This is a genomic window from Streptomyces sp. NPDC041205 (assembly GCF_055591765.1).
The window spans coordinates 613,963-633,533 of record NZ_JBVIZH010000003.1 but is presented as its reverse complement, the minus strand read 5'-3'; the positions used below and the strand labels follow the sequence as shown (position 1 = coordinate 633,533).

The window sequence follows — 19,571 nt, the reverse complement described above, 5'->3', positions numbered from 1 at the left end:
CACCCGACCACACTTGATCGAGTTAGGGCAGCCTAACCTATCCGGCGATGGTCCGACCTCCCGCGTCCGTGCCGTTCACACCCCGCCGAGCAGCTTGGTGAGGCCCTGGTCCAGATCCCGCACCGCCTCCTCGCGGCCCGAGCCGACGACGGCGTACGAGCGCATCAGGAAGCGGCGCAGCGCCGCCCGGTCGAACTGCACCAGGGCCAGTCCGTGCGGCGCGTGGAACTCCAGGACGGTCCGCTCCCGCCCGCACGGCCAGATGTGCACGTCGCCCGTACCGGCCGGGGCGCCGAGCCCCTCCTCCAGCAGGCCGCGGGCGAAGATCCAGGTGACCTCGGCGCCGTCGAGGGACACCTCGGGCGGGAAGGTGACCTGCACCGCGAGCGGGTCGGACGCGGCATAGCGCAGCGTCACGGGAATCGGCCGCTCGCGGCCCTCGGGGGTGATCAGACGGGCGCGGGCGGACTGTTCGAGCGTGACGGCCATGGTCGATCTCCACTTCTGCTGCTTCCTTGCCCTTTCGACCCCACAGCGGGTGCCCGCATTACGGGAGTGCACAAAGAGATCTCTGTGACCTGCGCCACTCCCACGCGATAAGTCGGACATTTCTGGCCTAGGCTTCCGAACTCGTCCCCATCCCCGCAGTGGGACAGGAGTGTGTCCTGCCATGTCAGACGTCCCCGCAGACATTCCCGCGGATGTCCCGCCCGACGTTCCCGCGGACTCCCGGGCCGGTGTCCCCGCCCAGGCGTCCGGCGCCGCGACCGCCGCGTACGCGCGCGTCTACGAGGCCGAGCACCCACGGCTCGTCGCGTACGCCCGGTCCCTGACCGGCAATGCCTGGATCGCCGACGACCTGGTCGCCGAGGCACACTTCCGTGTCTGGCGGCGCCTCGCCGCCGGGCACGAGATCGAGAACGTACCGGCGTACCTGATGACGACCGTGCGGCATCTCGCGTCGTCCGCGGGGCGCGCCGCCGCGCGCGAGACCCCGCGCGACCCGCAGGACACGGGCGCGGCCGAGACCGTCGACGTCACCACGGTCCCCGACGGCGGCGGCGACCCGGCCGCCCGCGTCTCCTCCGTCGACCTGCTCACGCGCGTGCTCGGCCAGCTCCCCGAGCGGTGGGTGAAGGCGCTGTGGCTCGCGGAGGCGGAGGGCCAGCCGCTGGAGGCGGTCGGGCGCGGCATCGGCGCCGGGAGCGGGGCCACGGCCGTGCTCCTGCACCGGGCGCGCGAGGGCATGCGGCAGGCGTTCCTGCGCGCCCACCCCGGTGCGCCCGAGGACTCGGCGTGCGAGACCCACTGGGACCGGATGCCCGCGCACATCCGCGGCGAGGCGTCCCCGCGCCAGTCCGAGACCCTCGTCGACCACCTCGGCGGCTGCGCCGACTGCCGGGCCCGGCTCGCCCTCCTCACCCGCGCCAACAACCGGCTGCCCGCCCTGGTGGGACCGGCGCTGCTGATCTTCGTGCTCGGCGGCGCGGGCAAGTTCCTGGTGCCGCTCGCCGCCGGGGCAGGAGCGGGGGCCGGTGTCGCGGCATCCGCCGCCGGGTCGGGCTCGCCGGGGCAGGCGGGCCTCCTGCACGGGGTACGTCATGTCCTCACCGGGGGCGGGAAGCTGCCCGTCGCCGTGGCCGGGGCGATAGGCACGACGGCGACCGCGGCCGCCGTCGCGGCGGGCCTCGTCCTCAGCGGCGTCGGCACCGGCTCGGCCCCCGCGCGGGCCACGGTGGTGGAGAGCGGGAGCGGCCACGCGCCACAGCCGTCGGCCGCGCCCGGGGAGGCGCCCGGGGACGGCGGCGGGGCCGTGCCGCAACCCAGGAGCGAGGCGGCCCCGGAGGGTCCTGCGGCGGACGCGGCAGCCCCCGACCTGGTGGCTCCGCGACCCCCGGCGGTGGCGCCGCCTGCCCCTGAGCAGCCCGTCCCACCGGCGCCGGTGGCACCTGTTCCGCCGGGTGCGGCCGAGGCGCCCGCGCCGGAGCCCGCGCCCGACCAGCCGGAGCCCGTTGCCCCGGCACCGGAGCCCACGCAGCCGACGGAACCGGCCGAGCCGGAACCGACTCCCACGCCTACACCCACGCCCACGCCGACCCCAACCCCCACCCCGACACCGACGCCCACCCCGACACCGACGCCCACACCCACCCCCACTCCGGTCGACCCCACTCCCACCCCCGTCGACCCCACGCCGACTCCCACCCCGACGCCGACTCCCACACCCACGCCGACACCAGTTCCCACCCCCACTCCGACCGACCCGCCGCCCACCACGGACCCCGTCTGCCATTGGGTCGGGCCGATCCTCATCTGCCACCGGGGCCAGTGGGTCCTCGACGAAGCCGGGGCGAACGGGTAGGAGTACGAGGCGTGCCTGATCCCTCCTCGAACGCCCCGGACGCTCCGAACCCTCCAGACGCCTCGAACGCCCCGAACTCCCAGGGCCCCTCGAACGCTCCGACCTCCCCGCACGCTCCGAACCCCCCGAACGGCCCGGAATCCCGGCCCCGCGCCCCCGGCCGGGTGTCCGCGCGCGAGGCCCTCTCCCTCGTGACGTCGGACTTCGCCGAGCTCCCGTACCCGCACCGGTCCACACGGCCGGACGGCCCGCTGGCGTGGACGGGGTACGACATCGCGCGGGCCGCCGCCACGGAGCGTACCGGCGAGTCGGAGTCCGTGATCTGCGGGACGGCGGCGGTCGCCGGCCGTGTGGCCGTGCTCGTCTCCTTCGAATTCCGCTATCTGGGCGGTTCGCTCGGTGAGCGGACCGGGGACCGCCTGGAGGCGGCCTACGCGGCCGCCCGCGAGCGCGGCCTCCCTCTCGTCTCCCTCATCGCGACCGGCGGCAGCCGCATGCAGGAGGGCATGGTCGCGCTGCGCCAACTCCAGCGCGTGGCCGCCCAGTCGGCGCTGAACCGGGCGGCCGGGCTGCCGCAGCTCGCGGTCATCCGCGACCCGACGACGGGTGGCGGCTGGGCGACCCTCGGCGCGGGTGCCGACGTTGTGCTCGCGCTGCCGGGCGCGCAGGTCGGGTTCGCGGGGTCGCGGGTCCGGCCGCCGGACGCCGACCCGGCCGCGTACACGGCGGAGGGCCAGCTCGCGGCGGGCGCGGTCGACGCCGTCGTGGCGCCGGACCGGCTGTCCACACGCCTGGGCCACTGGCTGCGGCTGCTCACCACACCCGCCAGCGGCGCGCCCGAGCCACCGCGCGCCCTCGTGGACGCGGCGCCGCCCGCGACCGGCTGGGACGCGGTACGCCGCGCCCGCTCCCCCGAACGGCCGCGCGCCGAGGCCTACTTGGACAACTACTTCGACTCCCGTGAGCCGATCAGCGGCGACCGCTGCGGCGGCACGGACGACGGGATGCTGTGCGGCGTCGGACTGCGCGCCGGGCGGGCCATCGCGTACGCGGCCCAGACCGGCACCCCCACCCGCCCCGCCGGATACCGCACCGCGGCCCGCCTCATCCGTCTGGCCGACCGCCTCTCCCTCCCCGTCCTCACCCTCATCGACACGCCCGGCGCCGCCAATGACGCGACGGCGGAGCGCGCGGGCGCGGGCGCGGCGATCGCCGACGTCTTCGCGGCCGTCGCCGCCGCCCGGGTCCCGCTCACGTCCCTCGTCGTGGGCGAGGGCGGCTCGGGCGGCGCGCTCGCGCTCGCCGCCCCCTCCAACACCTGGGCCACGCCGCACAGCTACTTCTCGGTGATCGCCCCAGAGGCCGCGGCGGCCATCCTCAAGCGCCCGCGCGAGGACGTGCCCGCGCTGGCCGGGGAGCTGCGGCTGCGCCCCCAGGACCTGGTGGAGCTGGGTGTCGTCCGCGGTGTCGTACGGGCATAGGGCGAGCCCGGCCGGTCGGGGGCGCGGGCGGGGCGGGCGTCACACGCGTCGCGCCCCAGGCCTCACGGAGTCCGGCGCCACCCACGCCGCCCCACCGGCATTGAGCGACCCCGACCCCGGCGGGCGGCCTGGACGGGCGCCACACACGCCACCCCCGTGCCGTGCGGAATCGGGTGGGGCGTTGCAGGATGGCGGCATGTTGTTCGTCCGGGTCGCCGAGGTGTCCAAGGGGGTGGCCGCGACATCGGCGCGGTCGCGGAAGGTCGAGCTGCTGGCCGAGCTGTTCCGGGCGGCCGGGCCCGACGACGTGCCGCTCGTCATCCCGTATCTCTCCGGGCGGATGCCGCAGGGGCGGATCGGGGTGGGCTGGAACGCGCTCAAGGAACCCGTCGCCCCGGCGCCGGAGCCGACGCTCGCGGTCCGGGACGTGGACGCCGCCCTCACCGCGCTCGCCGGGGTGTCGGGCTCGGGCGCGCAGGCCGAACGGCGGCGGCTCGTCCAGGAGTTGATGGGCGCGGCCACAGCGGACGAGCAGCGCTTTCTCTTCGGTCTGCTGACCGGCGAGGTGCGGCAGGGGGCCTTGGACGCCCTGGCCGCGGAAGGGCTGGCCCGGGCGACGGGAGCGCCCGCCGCGCGGGTGCGGCGCGCGGTGATGCTGGCCGGGGCGACGGCTCCCGTGGCGCGGGAGTTGCTGGCGCGCGGGCCGGACGCGCTGGAGGAGTTCCGGCTCACCGTGGGGCGGCCGGTGCAGCCGATGTTGGCGCATGGCGCGGGGTCCGTGGGCGAGGGCATCGACAAGCTCGGCCCGTGCGCGGTCGAGGAGAAGCTGGACGGCATCCGCGTCCAGGTGCACCGCGACGGCGCCCGCGTCCGGGCGTACACGCGCACGCTCGACGACATCACCGACCGACTGCCCGAACTCACCTCTGCGGTAGGTGAGTTGAACGGAGAGCGCCTCATCCTCGACGGTGAGATGATCGCGCTCGGTGACGACGGGCGGCCGCGTTCCTTCCAGGACATCGCGGGTCGGGTCGGCTCCCGCCTCGACGTGGCCGGCGCGGCCGCCGAACTGCCCCTGTCCGCCGTCTTCTTCGACGTCCTGTCCGTCGACGGCGAGGACCTGCTGGACCTGCCTCTGCGCGAGCGGCACGCACGGCTCGCACGGCTGGTGCCCGAGCCGATGCGGGTGCGGCGCGCGGTCGTGGCGGATCCCGCCGACGAGGGGGCGCGCCGGGCCGCCGACGCGTTCTTCGCCAAGACCCTGGAGCGCGGCCACGAGGGCGTCGTCCTCAAGGGCCTCGACACCCCCTACAGCGCGGGCCGCCGAGGTGCCGCCTGGCTCAAGGTGAAGCCCGTGCACACCCTGGACCTCGTGGTCCTCGCCGCCGAGTGGGGCCACGGCAGGCGCACCGGGAAGCTGTCCAACCTGCACCTGGGAGCGCGCCGGGACGACGGCACGTACGCGATGCTGGGCAAGACCTTCAAAGGCATGACCGACGTGATGCTGGCCTGGCAGACCGAGCGCCTGCGCGGACTCGCCGTCGAGGACGACGGGTTCACGGTCAAGGTCCGCCCCGAGCTGGTCGTGGAGATCGCCTACGACGGGCTGCAGCGCTCCACGCGCTATCCGGCGGGGGTGACGCTGCGGTTCGCGCGGGTGGTGCGGTACCGCGAGGACAAGACGGCGGGGGACGCGGACACGGTGGATACGGTGCTTGGGCGGTACGAGGGGTAGGACGCGAGCCTGGGGGGCGTCAGCCGGTCCGGGGTGCGCCGTCGGCCGGTGCCGGGTGCGCCGTGCCGCGGGGCCCGGGCCTCCGCCCCGCGAGGAACAGCACGCCCACCCCGACGGCCATCAGGGCGAAGCCCGCGACCGTCAGGGGTTCCAGTCCGGCTCCAGGAAACGCAGTCGCGCGGTGATGCCGCTGGTCCCGCCATCCCCGTCGGCCCTGCCCTCGACGTGACCGCGTCCTGGTACAGCCTGGTCACCCGCTGAGCGCCCGCTGAACCCGAACAGCATGACGACGATCGAACCGCCGACGGACAGCGCCACCGCGAGCCAGAACAGCTTGACGCCCCGCCTCACCGCCGGGCCCGATGTCTGCGGGGGCGAGTGGGTCATGCGGCCGTCGTGGCGGTGGCGTGACATCCGCGTCCGGGATGCGCCACAGTCGGCGCGGCCGGGGGCTCGGCTCAGGCGCGGGTCAGCCTGCAACCGGCGACGATGAAGCCGGGGCCGAACCCGAGCAGGAGGCCCTTTTCTCCGGGGTCGGGCTCGTCGAACGAGCGGCGAAGCACGTCCAGGACGGACGCGCCGCCGAGGTTCCCGCACTGCTCCAGGCTGTCCCAGGAGTGGCGCAGGGGGCCCGTGCGGGCAGCTTCCCCGTCTCCGGTGCCGACGCGGAGCACCGACTCCGCCTGCCTCAGGATGGCTGGGCCCCCGGCGTGCACGACGCAGAAATCGGGAACGAAAGCGGTGCCATGTCCGTCCAGCCACTCGTACAGGGCCGGTGCGACGAAGCCGACGGCCCGGGTGGCGTCCCGCGTGGAATCGAAGTGCAGGCCGTAGCCGTCAAGCCGCCCTTCGTAGAAGTTCTGGCTTCTGGGCAGGACGTACTGCCAGGTGTCATCGATACGGAACCGTGGGCCTTCCCCGCCACCGTCCCGGCCGGAGACCACGCAGGCCGCGGCGCTGTCCCCGAAGAGAACCTTGTAGATCATGCTCTCGCGGCTGGTGTCGACGGGGTTGTACGTCGCGGCGCTCAGGCACTCCGCGACGACGACCAGGACGTGCGCGCCCGGGCGGGCGGCGATGTGGTCGTGCGCCAGGGCCAGGGCCTGGGCTCCCCCCGCGCAACCGTACGAACCAAGAGGTATGCGCGCTATGTCCGGCCGCAGCCCCTGTGGCGCAAGACGCTGGATGAGGTCCGTGTCGAGGCTCGGAGCGGTCCAGGAGGTGGTGTGACTGGTGACGACACAGTCGATGTCCGCCAGGGTCAGACCGGCGTTTTCCAGGGCTCGTGGCACCGCGAGCAAGGCCATGTCGAGCGCGTCGTCGTAGGCGGCCCGGTTGCGTTCCTCGAAGCCTGCGTCGCCCGCGACGGTCGCCGATCGCAAGGGCCTGCTGAAGTACCGCGTCCGCACCCCGGTGGACCGCGCGGTCCTCAGGTAGGCACCGAGCCGCGGGAGGTCGGCGTGCCGACGGGACATGTCCGCGGTGAGATCGTCCATCGAGACGGCGTGCTTGGCGAGTTCGACGTGCGGTCTCGCGATCAGTGTGGTGGGCATGGACCAGGGGCTCCTTCGACCTGCGCGGGTGGGCCCAATCTACGGCAGAGCGGCGAGCATGGAACGGTCCTGTTTTCACTGCTCCGTGCCGGATCGGGCGTACGACCCCGTCGAGAGGCAAAGCGCATGCCCCCCGCGCTCCGGACACGGAACCGGCAGTCCCGGAACGCGATCTCATGCGCTACACGCTGCTCAACGAAGTAGCCCGCGAACACCACCTGGTGAACCGGGACTCGAAGTGGGCCGTACCTCTCACCGCCCAGTTCGGCCTGATGCCGCCCGCACCCGACCCCATCGCGGCGGGCGGCACCCGATAACTACCGGTATGACCAGGCCGCCGCCTTGCTGGAGAGCTCGAGGATGCTCGGTGACGGAGAGCCGCCACGCAGATGGCCGTACTCCACCGCGATCACTATCATCAGCCGTTCCGGCAGGCCCAGGTGAGGATAGAAGTCCCGCTGGAACAGCTCATCCATGGTTTGCTCCGCCGTGAGGTCGGCCTCGTAGCAGCGGCGAACCTCACGCTGCACCGTGCGCAGGTAGACCAGGTGCTCCTCCAGCCCGGCTTGATCCGTCGGCTGCCCGTGCCCGGGGATGATGACCCGCGGGTTGAAGCCGAGGACGAGTTCACACGCGTTGATGATGTTCTGCAGCGGCCCCGCCCAGTGAGGGGGGTGGTCGCCGTGGAAGAAGATGTCGCCGGTGCAGACCACGTCCCCGATGCGAGCCACCAGATCGCTCACGTGGTGCGCGGGCCCCACCTGGTACAGCTCCACAACCTTGTCGCCCACGACGACGGCGTGCCGTCCGGAGAAGGTCAGGGTGGGCACGGTGACTTGAGCCGATGTGAAGTCGAAGACACTGAAATGGTCTCGAAGGTAGCGGCCTAGCGGAAGGTCGGGCGGCGAGTCGTGCACAAGTGCGTGCATCTCCTGCGGAGTCGGCTCGTGATGATCGTGGTGGTCGGCGCCGGCGGCAATGATCTCCGCATCGGGGAACAAGTGGTTCCCGAAGCTGTGGTCACCGTTCGCATGAGTGTTGATCACAGTCCGTACGGTGCGCCCGCCGAGCCATGGCCGAGCGGCAGCGATCATCGCCTCGGTCATCGGCCCGTCGTAAGGAGTGTCGATCACCGCCGCGTCGGCACCTGAGATGATCCACAGACAGTTCGCGTACCCCCAGAGACCGGTGCCCTCGGGATTCCAAAGGTAGAGGCCGTCCGCGCCAGGCACGGGAGAGAGCTGCGTAGGGAGATTCATGGGCGCATTGTTACCGGTCAGGACGCCCAGTAGCGCTGTGGCGTCGCGCACAGTCCGATTCCGCCCGGGCGGTCCGGCCGAGGGCGCCAAGTCCCCTTACCACAGGCCTCTGTGACGTCCAGTCACTGACGATGTCAGCCGTTCACCAGCGGCGCGAGGCACCCCCGTCCGCTTCCGCGAACGCCCGCGGCATCGCCGTCGCCTGCGCGAGGGCGGACTCGCCCGCGGGGAGCAGTCGCGCGAGACGCTGCTCACGCAGCAGGTCCGCGGGCCCGGCCCCGCGCTCGCTTAGCGCCACCCCCACCCCTACACCACCAAGTATCAGTAAAATCTGGACCGATAGGGTGGCATGAGCACGAAGTAACCCATGAGCACCAGGGGAGAGCTGTGTCCGCTCCACGTATGAGCCGAACGCCACTGCCAGGCATCGGTACGCGCTACGACCTCACCACCCGCGAACAGCGGCGCTTGTCCGTCGTGGCGCACCGGGACGGGGGCCGGACGCTCAGCGCCTACCGCTCCGACGACCCGGACGCGTGCGCGCTCTCGCTGAGGCTGAGCGCGGGCGAGGCGTCGGCGCTCGTGGACGCGCTGCTGCCGACCCACCAGAGCCCCAATCTGCTGCACACCACCGACCTGGGCCTGCTCGCCGAGCGCATCGAGATCGCGGCGACCTCGCACTGGAACGGGCGCCTGCTCGGCGACACCCGGCTGCGCACCGAGACCGGCACCTCCGTCGTGGCGGTGCTGCGGCGGGCCGACGCCATCCCCTCCCCGACGCCGGACTTCCGGCTCGCGGGCGGCGACACCCTCATCGTGATCGGCACCCGGGAAGGCGTCGAGAGCGCCGCGGCGATACTCGGCCGGGAGTGATCGCGTGCACTCTGCCGTCCTGCTCATAGAGTTCGGCGCGATCATCCTCGCGCTCGGGCTGCTCGGCCGCCTCGCCGGGCGCCTCCGGTTCTCCCCGATTCCGCTGTACCTGCTCGCCGGACTCGCCTTCGGTACGGGCGGGCTGCTGCCGCTCGGCACCAGCGAGGAGTTCGTCGCCATCGGCGCCGAGATCGGCGTCATCCTGCTGCTCCTGATGCTCGGCCTCGAGTACACGGCCAGCGATCTCGTCAGCAACCTCAAGACCCAGTACCCGGCCGGGATCGTGGACTGCGCCCTCAACGCGCTGCCGGGCGCAGCCGCCGCGCTCCTGATGGGGTGGGGCCCGGTGGCCGCCGTCGTCCTCGCCGGTGTCACCTGGATCTCCTCGTCCGGCGTCATCGCGAAGGTCCTCGGGGACCTGGGGCGGCTCGGCAACCGCGAGACCCCGGTCATCCTCAGCATCCTCGTCCTCGAAGACCTCGCGATGGCCGTCTATCTGCCCATCATCACCGCGCTCCTCGCGGGCGTCGGCTGGGCCGCGGGCAGTCTCACGCTGGCGATCGCGCTCGGCGCGGCGGGCGCGGTGCTCTTCGTCGCGGTGCGCTACGGGCGGATCATCTCGCGGTTCGTGTCGAGCGACGACCCGGAGAAGCTGCTGCTCGTGGTCCTGGGCCTGACGATCCTGGTCGCGGGCATCGCCCAGCAGCTCCAAGTCTCCGCCGCCGTCGGCGCGTTCCTCGTCGGCATCGCGCTGTCGGGCGAGGCCGCGGAGGGCGCGCACAGTCTGCTCGCGCCGCTGCGGGACCTGTTCGCCGCCATGTTCTTCGTCTTCTTCGGCCTGCACACCGACCCGGCGAGCATCCCGCCGGTGCTCCTGCCCGCGCTGGCACTCGCCGCGGTCACCGCGTGCACGAAGATCGCGACCGGATACTGGGCGGCGCGGCGGGCGGGCATCTCCGTGAAGGGCCGCTGGCGCGCGGGCGGCGCGCTCGTGGCGCGCGGCGAGTTCTCCATCGTGATCGCCGGGCTCGCGGTGACGGCGGGCATCGAGCCCCGCCTCGGCCCGCTGGCCACGGCGTACGTCCTGATCCTGGTCGTGGTGGGACCGCTCACCGCCCGCTACGCGGAGCCCGTCGCGGCGCTGGCCGGGCGGCTGTCCCGTCGCCGGGATACCGGCGGGGCCGAGGCGCCGGCGCCCCTGGAGCACGTACCCGCCACATCGAAGGACCTGCCGGGCACGGAGGACCCGGCACGGAGCCCCGAGGACACAGCACCGGCGACCGAGGCCATGTCGTCCGTGCCCGTGGACGAGCCCGGTGGCGGTGGGGCGCGCCGGCCCTGACCGCCGGTCACGGCCTCGCGCCCGCGGGGTCGTGATCGCCCAGGTCGCGGGCCCTGGGCCGGGCGCTTAGCGTGTGACAGGGGTGTCTCTTGACTCGGGGGGTCTGGAGGTCACGATGGACCGCTCGCCCGGCGCCGGCCCCGAGGGCATACCGGAAGGCATTCCGCAGCCGCTGTCCCAGCCGGCGCCAGCCGCCGAAGCCCCTCCCCCGCCACCGGCCGCCCATCACACCGGCGGCAAGCACGAGCACCGCTGGCTGATCCTCGCGGTCATCGCCACCGCGCAGCTCATGGTGGTCCTGGACGCGACGATCGTGAACATCGCGCTGCCGTCCGCGCAGCAGGACCTGGGCTTCACCGACGGCAACCGGCAGTGGGTCGTCACCGCGTACGCGCTCGCGTTCGGCAGTCTGCTGCTGCTCGGCGGGCGGATCGCGGACCTGGTGGGCCGCAAGGCGGTCTTCCTGGCGGGGCTCGCCGGGTTCGCGCTGGCCTCCGCGCTCGGCGGCGCCGCCACCAGCTTCGGGATGCTGGTGATCGCCCGCGCGCTGCAGGGCCTGTTCGGCGCGCTCCTCGCGCCCGCCGCGCTCTCCCTGCTCAGCACCACGTTCACGGACCCGCGCGAGCGCGCGAAGGCGTTCGGCATCTACGGCGCCGTGGCGGGCTCGGGCGCCGCGGTCGGGCTGCTGCTCGGCGGCGTCCTCACGGAGTATCTGGACTGGCGCTGGTGCCTGTACGTGAACCTCGCCTTCGCCGCGGCCGCGATGATCGGCGGCGCCCGCCTGCTGCACCCGGGGGCACCGGAGGACCGGCCCAAACTCGACGTGCCGGGCACGCTGTTGGTCTCGGCGGGCCTCTTCTGCATCGTCTACGGCTTCTCCAACGCCGAGACGCACGCCTGGGGCGACCCGCTGACGTGGGGGTTCCTCGTCATCGGCGTCGTACTCGTGACCGCCTTCGCCTGGTGGCAGACACGGGCCGCGCATCCACTGCTTCCGCTGCGGGTGGTCCTCGACCGGGACCGAGGAGCGTCGTTCCTCGCGATGTTCATCTCCGGCGCGGGCATGTTCGGCGTGTTCCTGTTCCTGACGTACTACATGCAGCAGATCCTCGACTACACGCCCATCAAGACGGGGCTCGCCTTCATCCCGATGGTCGTGGTGATGGTCGTGATCTCCGTGCTGACCACCAACGTCCTCGTCCCGCGCTTCGGCGCGAAACCGGTCGTGCCGCTCGGCATGGCGCTCTCAGCCGGCGGGATGGTGTGGCTGACGACGCTCGACACCACCAGCGGCTATGCCTTGCACGTGCTGCCGCCGCTGCTCGTGTTCGGACTCGGGCTCGGCCTCATCTTCGCCCCGGCGATGAGCATGGCCACGTCGGGCGTCGCCGCGCACGACGCGGGCGTGGCCTCCGCGATGGTCAACACCACCCAGCAGGTGGGCGGTTCCATCGGTACGGCGCTGCTGAACACCCTCGCCACGAGCGCCGCCACCAACTACCTCGTCGGCAAACGGCCGACGCCCGAGGTGCAGGCCCAGGCCCAGGTGCAGAGCTACGAGACGGCGTACTGGTGGTCGGCTCTCTTCTTCGCCGTCGGCTTCCTCGTTACGTTCGTGCTCTACCGCAAGGGACGTCCCGCCGACAGCCACCTCGGCGAAGGCGCCGTCCACATGTAAGGCGGCGCGTCCGGCACGGAGCCCGCACAGATCGGCCAGGAGGGCGGTGGGTCCATGACGGCGTCCCCCGGCGGGCAAGGCGCTCCCGGCGCTTCCCACGGCGACGGCGGGGTCGCCCTCGCGTCGACGCGCGGCCGGTGGGTGCTGACCAGCGCGGTCCTCGCCTCCGGCATGGCGATGCTGGACGGCACGGTGGTGAACGTCGCCCTGCCCACCCTGGGCCGTGACCTCGACGCGTCGATCTCCGCGCTCCAGTGGGTGATCAACGCCTACATGCTGACGCTGTCCGCGCTGCTGCTCCTCGGCGGGGCGCTCGGCGACCGGATCGGGCGGCGGCGCACGCTCGTCATCGGCGTGGTGTGGTTCGCGCTGGCGTCCGCGCTGTGCGGCCTCGCACAGGACGCGGGCACCCTCATCGCGGCGCGCGCCCTCCAGGGTGTGGGCGGCGCACTGCTCACACCGGGCTCGCTCGCCCTGGTGCGCTCCTCGTTCCGGCCCCGGGACCAGGCCAAGGCGGTGGGCGCGTGGTCGGGGCTCGGCGGGGTCGCGGGGGCGGTCGGGCCTTTCCTCGGCGGCTGGCTGATCGACGGTCCCGGCTGGCGCTGGATCTTCCTCATCAATGTGCCGCTGGCCGCGCTGGTGCTCTTCGCGGTGCGGCACGTGCCGGAGAGCCGCGACGAGAACGCCGCGGGGCAGCGCTTCGACGTGCCGGGCGCGGTGCTCGCGGCGCTGTTCCTCGCGGGCGTGAGCTTCGCGCTCATCGGCGCGTCCGGCGACTCCTCCTTCGTGGCGGGGGTGCTGCCTGGGCTCGTGGGGCTCGCTGCGGGCGCGGCGTTCCTGCTGGTCGAACACCGGCGGCGGGACCCGATGCTGCCCCTGGGACTCTTCCGCTCCGGCCTGTTCGCCGCGGCCAACGTCATGACGCTGTGCCTGTACGCGGCCATCGGCGGCATCCTGTTCATGCTGCCCGTGCAGTTGCAGACGACGCTCGGCTACGACGCCCTCCAGGCCGGTACGGCGACGCTGCCCATCACCGTCCTGATGCTGCTCCTTTCGGCCCCCGCGGGCGACCTGGCCCGGCGGATCGGCCCGCGCCTGCCGCTCTGCGCGGGCCCGCTGATCGCCGCCGCGGGCGTCCTGCTGATGCTGCGGATCGGCCCCGGAGCCTCCTACGCCGCCGATGTGCTGCCCGCCGTGGTCGTGCTCGGCCTCGGCATGAGTGTGTTCGTGGCCCCGCTCACGGCGACGGTGCTCGCGTCGGTGGACGCGGGCCGCGCCGGACTCGCCAGCGGGGTCAACAACACGGCGGCCCGCATCGCCCAGCTCCTTGTGGTCGCCGCGCTGCCGCTCGCGGTCGGCCTGACCGGCACGGCGTACACCGACCCCGACGCCCTCGACTCCGCGTTCGGGAAGGCGGCCTGGGGCTGCGCCGGTCTGTTCGTCCTCGCGGCCGCCGCGGCCTTCGCGTTCGTCCGGCCGCGCCCCGCGGACTGGCACGAGGGCGAGGGCAACACCCCGCACTGCACGGCCAACATGTCGGTGACGTCGCCCCCGCTGGAGCCGGGCGAGTGCGGCCGGGCCTGACCACGGCGGGCGCGGGGGCCGACGGCTGGGGCGGCGCGTGCCCGCCGGAGTATCCCAGCCGCCCGCCGGGCGCATCAACAGCTTGGCGGAGTAACCCAGTTGGCGCAGGCTCCGATGCGAGGCGGCCGCCGCTCAGGGCCTATGGTGTACGCCATGTCCGCTCCCGAGCTGATCCGCATCGTCTCCCGCTCGTCCCCCATGGCCCTCGCCCAGGTCGAGCGGGTACGCACCGAACTCGCCGCCCTCCACCCGGGCATCCGCACGGAGGTCCTGCCCGTGACCACCTCCGGCGACCGGTGGATGGGCGATCTGGCCAAGCTCGGCGGGAAGGGCGCGTTCACCAAGGAGGTCGACGCGGCGCTGCTCGCCGGTGAGGCGGACCTCGCGGTGCACTGCGTGAAGGACGTACCGGCGGACCGGCCGCTGCCCGCGGGCACGACCTTCGCCGCGTTCCTCCGGCGCGACGACATCCGGGACGCGCTCATCCACCCCAAGGGCCTGACCCTCGACGAGCTGCCCCCGGGCACCCGCATCGGCACGTCCTCGGTGCGCCGCATCGCGCAGCTCTCCGCGTCCCACCCGCACCTGAACTGCGTACCGATGCGCGGCAACGCGGGCCGCCGCCTGGCGAAGCTCGCCGCCGGGGACGCCGACGCGCTGCTGCTCGCGGTGTCCGGCCTGGAGCGCATCGGCGCGACGGAGCACATCTCCGAGGTGCTTTCCGTCGAGACGATGTGCCCGCCCATCGGCGCCGGGATCCTCGCCCTGCAGTGCCGCGAGGACGACACGACGACGATCGACGCGGTGAGCGGCCTCGGTGACCGCGACGCCTGGCGTGAGGCCACCGCCGAGCGGATGTTCCTGCACGTGCTCCAGGGGCACTGCAACTCGCCGATCGCCGGATACGCCCGCAGCGAGCCGAGCGGCGACCTGTCCCTGCGCGCCCGGGTGTTCACGCCCGACGGCAAGACGGTCCTCAACGCCCACGAGTGGGCCGGACCGCTCGACCCGGCGACCCTCGGCACGTCCGTGGCGGTCACGCTGCTGCGCCAGGGTGCGCGCGAGCTGATCGACTCGATCGCCCACTGACGGCGGTCCGCACCGACGCCCCACCGGCCGCCGAGGATGGCGGCCCTGGGGGAAAACCCCCAGCTCAGTCGGAGGAAAGCCGCGTTACGGCGGTGCCTGCCCCAGACCTAGCGTGAGTGACATGACAACGCCAGGTTCGCGGCAGGAGTGGTGATGATCGAGGTCAAGGGCCTGACCAAGCGGTACGGGCCGAACACCGCCGTCGACGCGCTGAGTTTCGACGTGCCCCCCGGAGCCGTGACGGGCTTCCTCGGCCCGAACGGCTCGGGCAAGTCGACCACCATGCGCATGATCATGGGCCTCGACCGTCCCGACGCCGGGCACGCGCTGATCGCGGGCCGCCCCTACGGCGCACTGCGGCGGCCGCTGCGCGAGGTGGGCGCGCTCCTCGAAGCGCGCACGTTCCACCCGGGGCGCAGCGCGCGGGCCCATCTGTCCGCCCTGGCCGCCGCGGGCGACATCCGGTCCGCCCGGGTCGACGAGGTCCTCGCCACCGTCGGCCTGAGCGACGTCGCAGGGCGGCGCGCCGGAACGTACTCGCTCGGCATGGCGCAGCGGCTCGGGATCGCGGCCGCGTTGCTCGGCGACCCCGGGGTGCTGCTGTTCGACGAGCCGGTGAACGGGCTCGACCCGGAGGGCGTGCGCTGGATCAGGGATCTGATGCGGTCGCTGGCCGCGGAGGGCCGCACGGTGCTCCTGTCCAGCCACCTCATCGGCGAGATGGCGCTCACCGCGGACCACTTGGTGGTGATCGGGCAGGGGCGGCTGCTCGCGGACACGTCCGTGCGGGAACTGACGGGGCGTGGGCGGTCGCTGGAGGAGGCGTTCTTCGCCCTGACGGAAGCCGCGTCCGCGTACCAGGGGACCGCTCACCGCACCGCCCGCCACGAGGGCGCGTCCGCCGCGGGTCCGGCCCCCGGCACAGCGCCCGCGTCCGACATCGCGCCGGAGAGGAACCCCCGATGACCGCCCTCGTGCCCATCTCGCGCTCCGCCCCGTTCCCGCGGGCCGCCCGCATGGAGTGGATCAAGCTCCGCAGCCTGCGCTCCACGGCGTGGGCGCTGCTGCTCACCGTCGCGGGCATGGTCGCCGTCGGTGTCGTCACGATGGCCAACACCAAGGCGCCGTCGGCCGCCAAGGCCGCCGCGTTCGACCCGACGAACAACGTCCTCGCGGGCGTCGCGCTCGGCCAGTTGGTGGTCGGCGTGCTCGGTGTCCTCGTCGTCACCGGGGAGTACTCCTGCGGCTCCATCCGCTCCACGCTCGCCGCGGTCCCCGACCGGCGCACGATGCTGGCGGCCAAGGCGGCCGTGTACGGCACCGTCACGCTGGTCGTGGGTGAGGCGGTCGCCCTCGTGACGTTCTTCGCGGGCCGCGCGGCCCTGGCCGACGGCGTGCCGCGCCCCGGCATCGGCGACCCGGGCGTCCTGCGGGCCGTGCTGCTCGCCGGCGCCTACCTGAGCCTGGTCGGGCTCCTCGGCATCGGCATCGGCGCCCTGACCCGGCACACGGCGAGCGCCATCGCCGCGCTCGTCGGCGTCACCTTCGTGCTGCCCGCGGTCATCGGCGGCCTCTCCGGCCCGACCGTCGCGAAGTTCTTCCCGACCATGATCGCCGGGAATTCCCTGGCCGTCGCCAAACCCGTCACCGACATGCTCGCGCCCTGGACCGGCTTCGCCGTGCTGTGCCTGTACGTGGCGGTCACCCTCGGCGCGGGCGCCCGGCTGCTGGCACACCGCGACGCCTGACAGGGAAAATGATCACCATGCACGACTCTCCCCGGCCCACCCCGCACCCCGCGCCCCGCGCGCTCCCGACGCGCGTCGCCACGGTCCTGCGCGCCCCGCTCACCCGCCGCGCCTGGGCCGAGGCGGCGTACTGCCTGATCGCGTTCCCGCCCGCCCTGGCGGGCGGTGTCGTCCTGCTCGTGTTCCTCGCCCTGGGCGCAGGCCTGACGGTGTCGCTGCTGGGCGCCGTCATCGGCGTGCTGGTGCTTGTGGGGTGTCTGTGGTTCGCGCGGCGGCTCGGGGCACTGCACCGGGGCCTCGCGTCGGGGCTGCTCGGGGAGCGGGTGCCGGGGCCGGTGACGCCGGAGCCCGGCTCCGGGGTGTTCGGCCGCCTCGACGCGCGGCTGCGGGACCCGGCGAGCTGGCGGGCGGTCTGGTACGTGTTGGTGAAGCTGCCGGTGGGTGCGCTCGGCTGGTACGCGGTGCTGTTCTGGGTCACCGGCCTGATCAACCTCACGGCGCCGCTGCGGTGGGGCGTGTTCGGGCAGCAGGCGGCGCCCGCCGACGGGGGCGGCATGCCCGTGCTCACGCCCGTCCCGGTCGGCGGCTTCGACGTGCACACCTTCGCCGGTACGTTCGTGGGGCTCCCGCTCGGTCTCGCGCTGCTGCTGCTCGCGCCCTGGACGACGCGGCTCGTCGTGGAGGCCGACCGGCGGCTGCTGCGCTCCCTGCTCGGGCCGAGCCGCCTGGCGGCCCGCGTACGGGACCTGGAGGAGACCAGGGCCCTTGCGGTGGACGACTCGGTGGCGCTCCTTCGCCGGGTCGAGCGCGATCTGCACGACGGCGCGCAGGTGCGGCTCGTGGCGGTGGCCATGAGCCTGGACATGATCAAGGAACGCCTCGGCGAGCCGGACGGCGGGGGCCGGGGCGAGCCGGGTCAGGGAGCCCAGAACCAAGGGGCCCAGGGCGACCAGGCCCCGGCAGGCCCGGCCGACGGCCCCGCACGCCCGCCCATCGACCTCGACCGCGTACGCCAACTCGTCGACGGCGCGCACCGCAACGCCACCGAGGCCCTCACCGAACTGCGCGACCTTGCCCGGGGCATCCACCCGCCGGTCCTCGACGACGGCCTGCCCGACGCCCTCGCCACCCTCGCCGCCCGCAGCACCGTGCCCGTCGACCTGACCACGGACATCCCCCTGCGCCCGACCCCCGCCATCGAGACCATCGCGTACTTCTGCGCGGCCGAACTCCTCACGAACGTCATCAAGCACAGCGGCGCGTCCCAGGTCGTGATCACGGCGGCCCAGAGCGCGGCCGAGGACGGCGGGAGCGGCGCCGGCGGCGTGCTGCGGCTGAGCGTGACCGACGACGGGCGCGGGGGTGCCGCCGTCGGCACGGGCAGCGGGCTCGTCGGGCTGACGCAGCGCGTGCGCACGGTCGACGGGAGGCTGCACGTCCACAGCCCCGAGGGCGGGCCGACGACGGTCGTCGTCGAGCTGCCGCCGCACGCGTGAGAGCATGCCGACATGCGTGTCGTGATCGCTGAGGATGCCGCCGTCCTGCGGGAATTGCTGGGCCAGATGCTCGTGGAGCGCGGCCATGAGGTGTGCGCGGCCGTCGGCGACGCGGACGCGCTGCGGGCCGCCGTCGCCGAGCACCGCCCGGACGTCACGGTCGTCGACATCCGGATGCCGCCGTCGCACACCGACGAGGGCCTGCGCGCCGCCATCGACATCCGGCGCGACCACCCGGGCACGGGCGTGCTCCTGTTCTCCCAGTACGTCGAGACGAAGTACGCCACGCGGCTGCTCGCGGCCGGGTCGGCGGGCGTCGGCTATCTGCTCAAGGACCGGGTCGCCAACATCGCCGAGTTCACCGACGCGCTGGCCCGGGTCGCCGGCGGCGGCACCGCACTCGACCCGGAGGTCGTCACCCAGCTCGCGGGCGCGAGCCGACGCGCGGCCGAGCTCACGCCGCTCACCGCGCGCGAGCGGCAGGTCCTCTCGCTCATGGCGGAGGGCCGCTCGAACGCCGCCATCGCCCAGGCCCTCGTGGTCTCGGCCGGGACGGTCGAGAAGCATGTGGCCGCGGTCTTCGACAAGCTGGGCCTGCCCGCGTCGCACGACGCCAACCGGCGGGTGCTCGCGGTGCTGCGCTATCTGCGCGACTGACGGAGCGCCCCGGCGTGCGGAGCCCCCCGCGCAGCCACCGCGCGAGACCGCCCGCGAGTCGAGCCACCACCCCCGTGTGCGTCCCGACCCGCGGGCGGACGTCCGGCTCAGGCAGCGGGCGGGGCGTCCACCGCGGCGTTCTGGCCCACCACGATCCTCCAGCCGTCCCGCTGCCGCGCGATCACGTACGTCGTCACGCCGTGGGGGCCCGCGACCGGGTTCCCGGAACTGTCCGTGGGGGTCTGCCGCACGTTCACGCCGATCACCTCGGGTGCTACCCCGAGCAGCTTGACGACGTCGTAGCGGGCGTAGGAGTCGCGCAGGAAGCCCTTCATCGCGGGCCCGCTGAACTCGGCGATGGCCGCGCGGCCGTCGAGGCGCGTGCCCACGGCGTTGGTCCAGGAAGCCTCCTCGGCGAACTGCTCGCTCAGGGCGATGGGGTCATGGGCGTTGAAGGCCTTCTCCAGATCCTTCACCACTGCCGTCACCGCCGCCTGGGTCTGCGCCGGAATGGCCCCCACCACCAGGATCTCGTTCGTCATGACCGCGCCCTTTCGTCGCCCGGTCCGCAGACCGGATGTCTGTCGCCGGATCCCTCCGGGGCGACGTGTACGCCGCCAGCAGCAACTCAACAACCTCAAGCGGACTTGAGGTCAACCGGGACCGATCACGTCTCCGAGACCGGGCAACCCACGCGCCATGTCAGGCGCTGCC

General features: G+C 73.5%; 18 protein-coding genes and 1 pseudogene. 13 read left to right on the top strand and 6 right to left on the bottom strand.

All coding sequences use genetic code 11. The features are described from left to right. Window positions 1-75: 75 nt before the first annotated feature. The gene (locus ACZ6BG_RS17095) at window positions 76-489 is read right to left on the bottom strand and encodes an SsgA family sporulation/cell division regulator (protein WP_469001767.1); all 414 of its coding nucleotides are present in this window, start codon (window positions 487-489) and stop codon (window positions 76-78) included. Between the two features lie 181 nt (window positions 490-670). Here ACZ6BG_RS17095 and ACZ6BG_RS17090 point away from each other — a divergent pair, with 181 nt between their 5' ends. The 3 genes from ACZ6BG_RS17090 to ACZ6BG_RS17080 all read left to right on the top strand — a co-directional run bounded on the left by ACZ6BG_RS17090 (window position 671) and on the right by ACZ6BG_RS17080 (window position 5,578). After that, window positions 671-2,362 carry a sigma factor gene (locus ACZ6BG_RS17090; RefSeq protein WP_469001764.1) on the top strand — a complete coding sequence of 564 codons (1,692 nt, stop codon included), beginning with the start codon at window positions 671-673 and terminating at the stop codon, window positions 2,360-2,362. 164 nt (window positions 2,363-2,526) lie between these two features. Further along, complete coding sequence (locus ACZ6BG_RS17085) at window positions 2,527-3,843, top strand: carboxyl transferase domain-containing protein (protein ID WP_469002959.1); 1,317 nt, start codon at window positions 2,527-2,529, stop codon at window positions 3,841-3,843. A 196-nt stretch (window positions 3,844-4,039) separates the two neighbouring features. Continuing rightward, window positions 4,040-5,578 carry an ATP-dependent DNA ligase gene (locus ACZ6BG_RS17080; protein WP_469001760.1) on the top strand — a complete coding sequence of 513 codons (1,539 nt, stop codon included), beginning with the start codon at window positions 4,040-4,042 and terminating at the stop codon, window positions 5,576-5,578. Window positions 5,579-5,719: 141 nt separating this feature from the next. Here the strand turns inward: ACZ6BG_RS17080 and ACZ6BG_RS17075 are convergent, their stop codons facing one another. Both ACZ6BG_RS17075 and ACZ6BG_RS17070 read right to left on the bottom strand, forming a co-directional pair. Then, the gene (locus tag ACZ6BG_RS17075) at window positions 5,720-5,965 is read right to left on the bottom strand and encodes a hypothetical protein (protein ID WP_469001756.1); all 246 of its coding nucleotides are present in this window, start codon (window positions 5,963-5,965) and stop codon (window positions 5,720-5,722) included. 71 nt (window positions 5,966-6,036) lie between these two features. Continuing rightward, on the bottom strand, window positions 6,037-7,131 hold the full coding sequence (locus ACZ6BG_RS17070) for a PhlD (RefSeq protein ID WP_469001753.1): 1,095 nt from the start codon (window positions 7,129-7,131) through the stop codon (window positions 6,037-6,039). Window positions 7,132-7,307: 176 nt separating this feature from the next. Between ACZ6BG_RS17070 and ACZ6BG_RS17065 the strand changes: the two genes are divergently transcribed. Further along, window positions 7,308-7,448 carry a hypothetical protein gene (locus tag ACZ6BG_RS17065; protein ID WP_469001751.1) on the top strand — a complete coding sequence of 47 codons (141 nt, stop codon included), beginning with the start codon at window positions 7,308-7,310 and terminating at the stop codon, window positions 7,446-7,448. On the opposite strand, the gene ACZ6BG_RS17060 is transcribed toward ACZ6BG_RS17065, so the two are convergent. Both ACZ6BG_RS17060 and ACZ6BG_RS17055 read right to left on the bottom strand, forming a co-directional pair. Next, window positions 7,449-8,390 (bottom strand): MBL fold metallo-hydrolase, encoded by a 942-nt coding sequence (locus ACZ6BG_RS17060; protein WP_469001748.1) that lies wholly within the window; start codon window positions 8,388-8,390, stop codon window positions 7,449-7,451. It abuts the gene before it with no gap. 142 nt (window positions 8,391-8,532) lie between these two features. Then, window positions 8,533-8,688: a hypothetical protein gene (locus ACZ6BG_RS17055; RefSeq protein ID WP_469001746.1), complete on the bottom strand. Its 156-nt coding sequence runs from the start codon at window positions 8,686-8,688 to the stop codon at window positions 8,533-8,535. A 104-nt stretch (window positions 8,689-8,792) separates the two neighbouring features. Between ACZ6BG_RS17055 and ACZ6BG_RS17050 the strand changes: the two genes are divergently transcribed. From ACZ6BG_RS17050 to ACZ6BG_RS17010, 9 genes and pseudogenes are all read left to right on the top strand, one after another. Continuing rightward, window positions 8,793-9,263, top strand: coding sequence for a cation:proton antiporter regulatory subunit (locus tag ACZ6BG_RS17050; protein ID WP_468459109.1), 471 nt, complete (start codon window positions 8,793-8,795; stop codon window positions 9,261-9,263). Between the two features lie 4 nt (window positions 9,264-9,267). After that, window positions 9,268-10,605, top strand: a complete 1,338-nt coding sequence (locus tag ACZ6BG_RS17045) for a cation:proton antiporter (RefSeq protein ID WP_469001743.1) — start codon at window positions 9,268-9,270, stop codon at window positions 10,603-10,605. Between the two features lie 115 nt (window positions 10,606-10,720). Continuing rightward, on the top strand, window positions 10,721-12,283 hold the full coding sequence (locus ACZ6BG_RS17040; RefSeq protein WP_469001740.1) for an MFS transporter: 1,563 nt from the start codon (window positions 10,721-10,723) through the stop codon (window positions 12,281-12,283). 54 nt (window positions 12,284-12,337) lie between these two features. Next, complete coding sequence (locus tag ACZ6BG_RS17035; RefSeq protein WP_469001737.1) at window positions 12,338-13,867, top strand: MFS transporter; 1,530 nt, start codon at window positions 12,338-12,340, stop codon at window positions 13,865-13,867. 153 nt (window positions 13,868-14,020) lie between these two features. After that, window positions 14,021-14,956: a hydroxymethylbilane synthase gene (gene hemC / locus ACZ6BG_RS17030; protein WP_468459117.1), complete on the top strand. Its 936-nt coding sequence runs from the start codon at window positions 14,021-14,023 to the stop codon at window positions 14,954-14,956. Between the two features lie 153 nt (window positions 14,957-15,109). Beyond that, a pseudogene (locus tag ACZ6BG_RS17025) lies at window positions 15,110-15,748 on the top strand (ABC transporter ATP-binding protein); the annotation flags it as partial. A gap of 170 nt (window positions 15,749-15,918) precedes the next feature. Then, window positions 15,919-16,704: an ABC transporter permease gene (locus ACZ6BG_RS17020; RefSeq protein WP_469001734.1), complete on the top strand. Its 786-nt coding sequence runs from the start codon at window positions 15,919-15,921 to the stop codon at window positions 16,702-16,704. A gap of 17 nt (window positions 16,705-16,721) precedes the next feature. Then, window positions 16,722-18,200: a sensor histidine kinase gene (locus tag ACZ6BG_RS17015; protein ID WP_469001731.1), complete on the top strand. Its 1,479-nt coding sequence runs from the start codon at window positions 16,722-16,724 to the stop codon at window positions 18,198-18,200. 12 nt (window positions 18,201-18,212) lie between these two features. Then, window positions 18,213-18,857: a response regulator gene (locus tag ACZ6BG_RS17010; RefSeq protein WP_469001729.1), complete on the top strand. Its 645-nt coding sequence runs from the start codon at window positions 18,213-18,215 to the stop codon at window positions 18,855-18,857. Window positions 18,858-18,964: 107 nt separating this feature from the next. Here the strand turns inward: ACZ6BG_RS17010 and ACZ6BG_RS17005 are convergent, their stop codons facing one another. Then, the gene (locus ACZ6BG_RS17005) at window positions 18,965-19,399 is read right to left on the bottom strand and encodes an SgcJ/EcaC family oxidoreductase (protein WP_469001727.1); all 435 of its coding nucleotides are present in this window, start codon (window positions 19,397-19,399) and stop codon (window positions 18,965-18,967) included. Window positions 19,400-19,571: the final 172 nt, after the last annotated feature.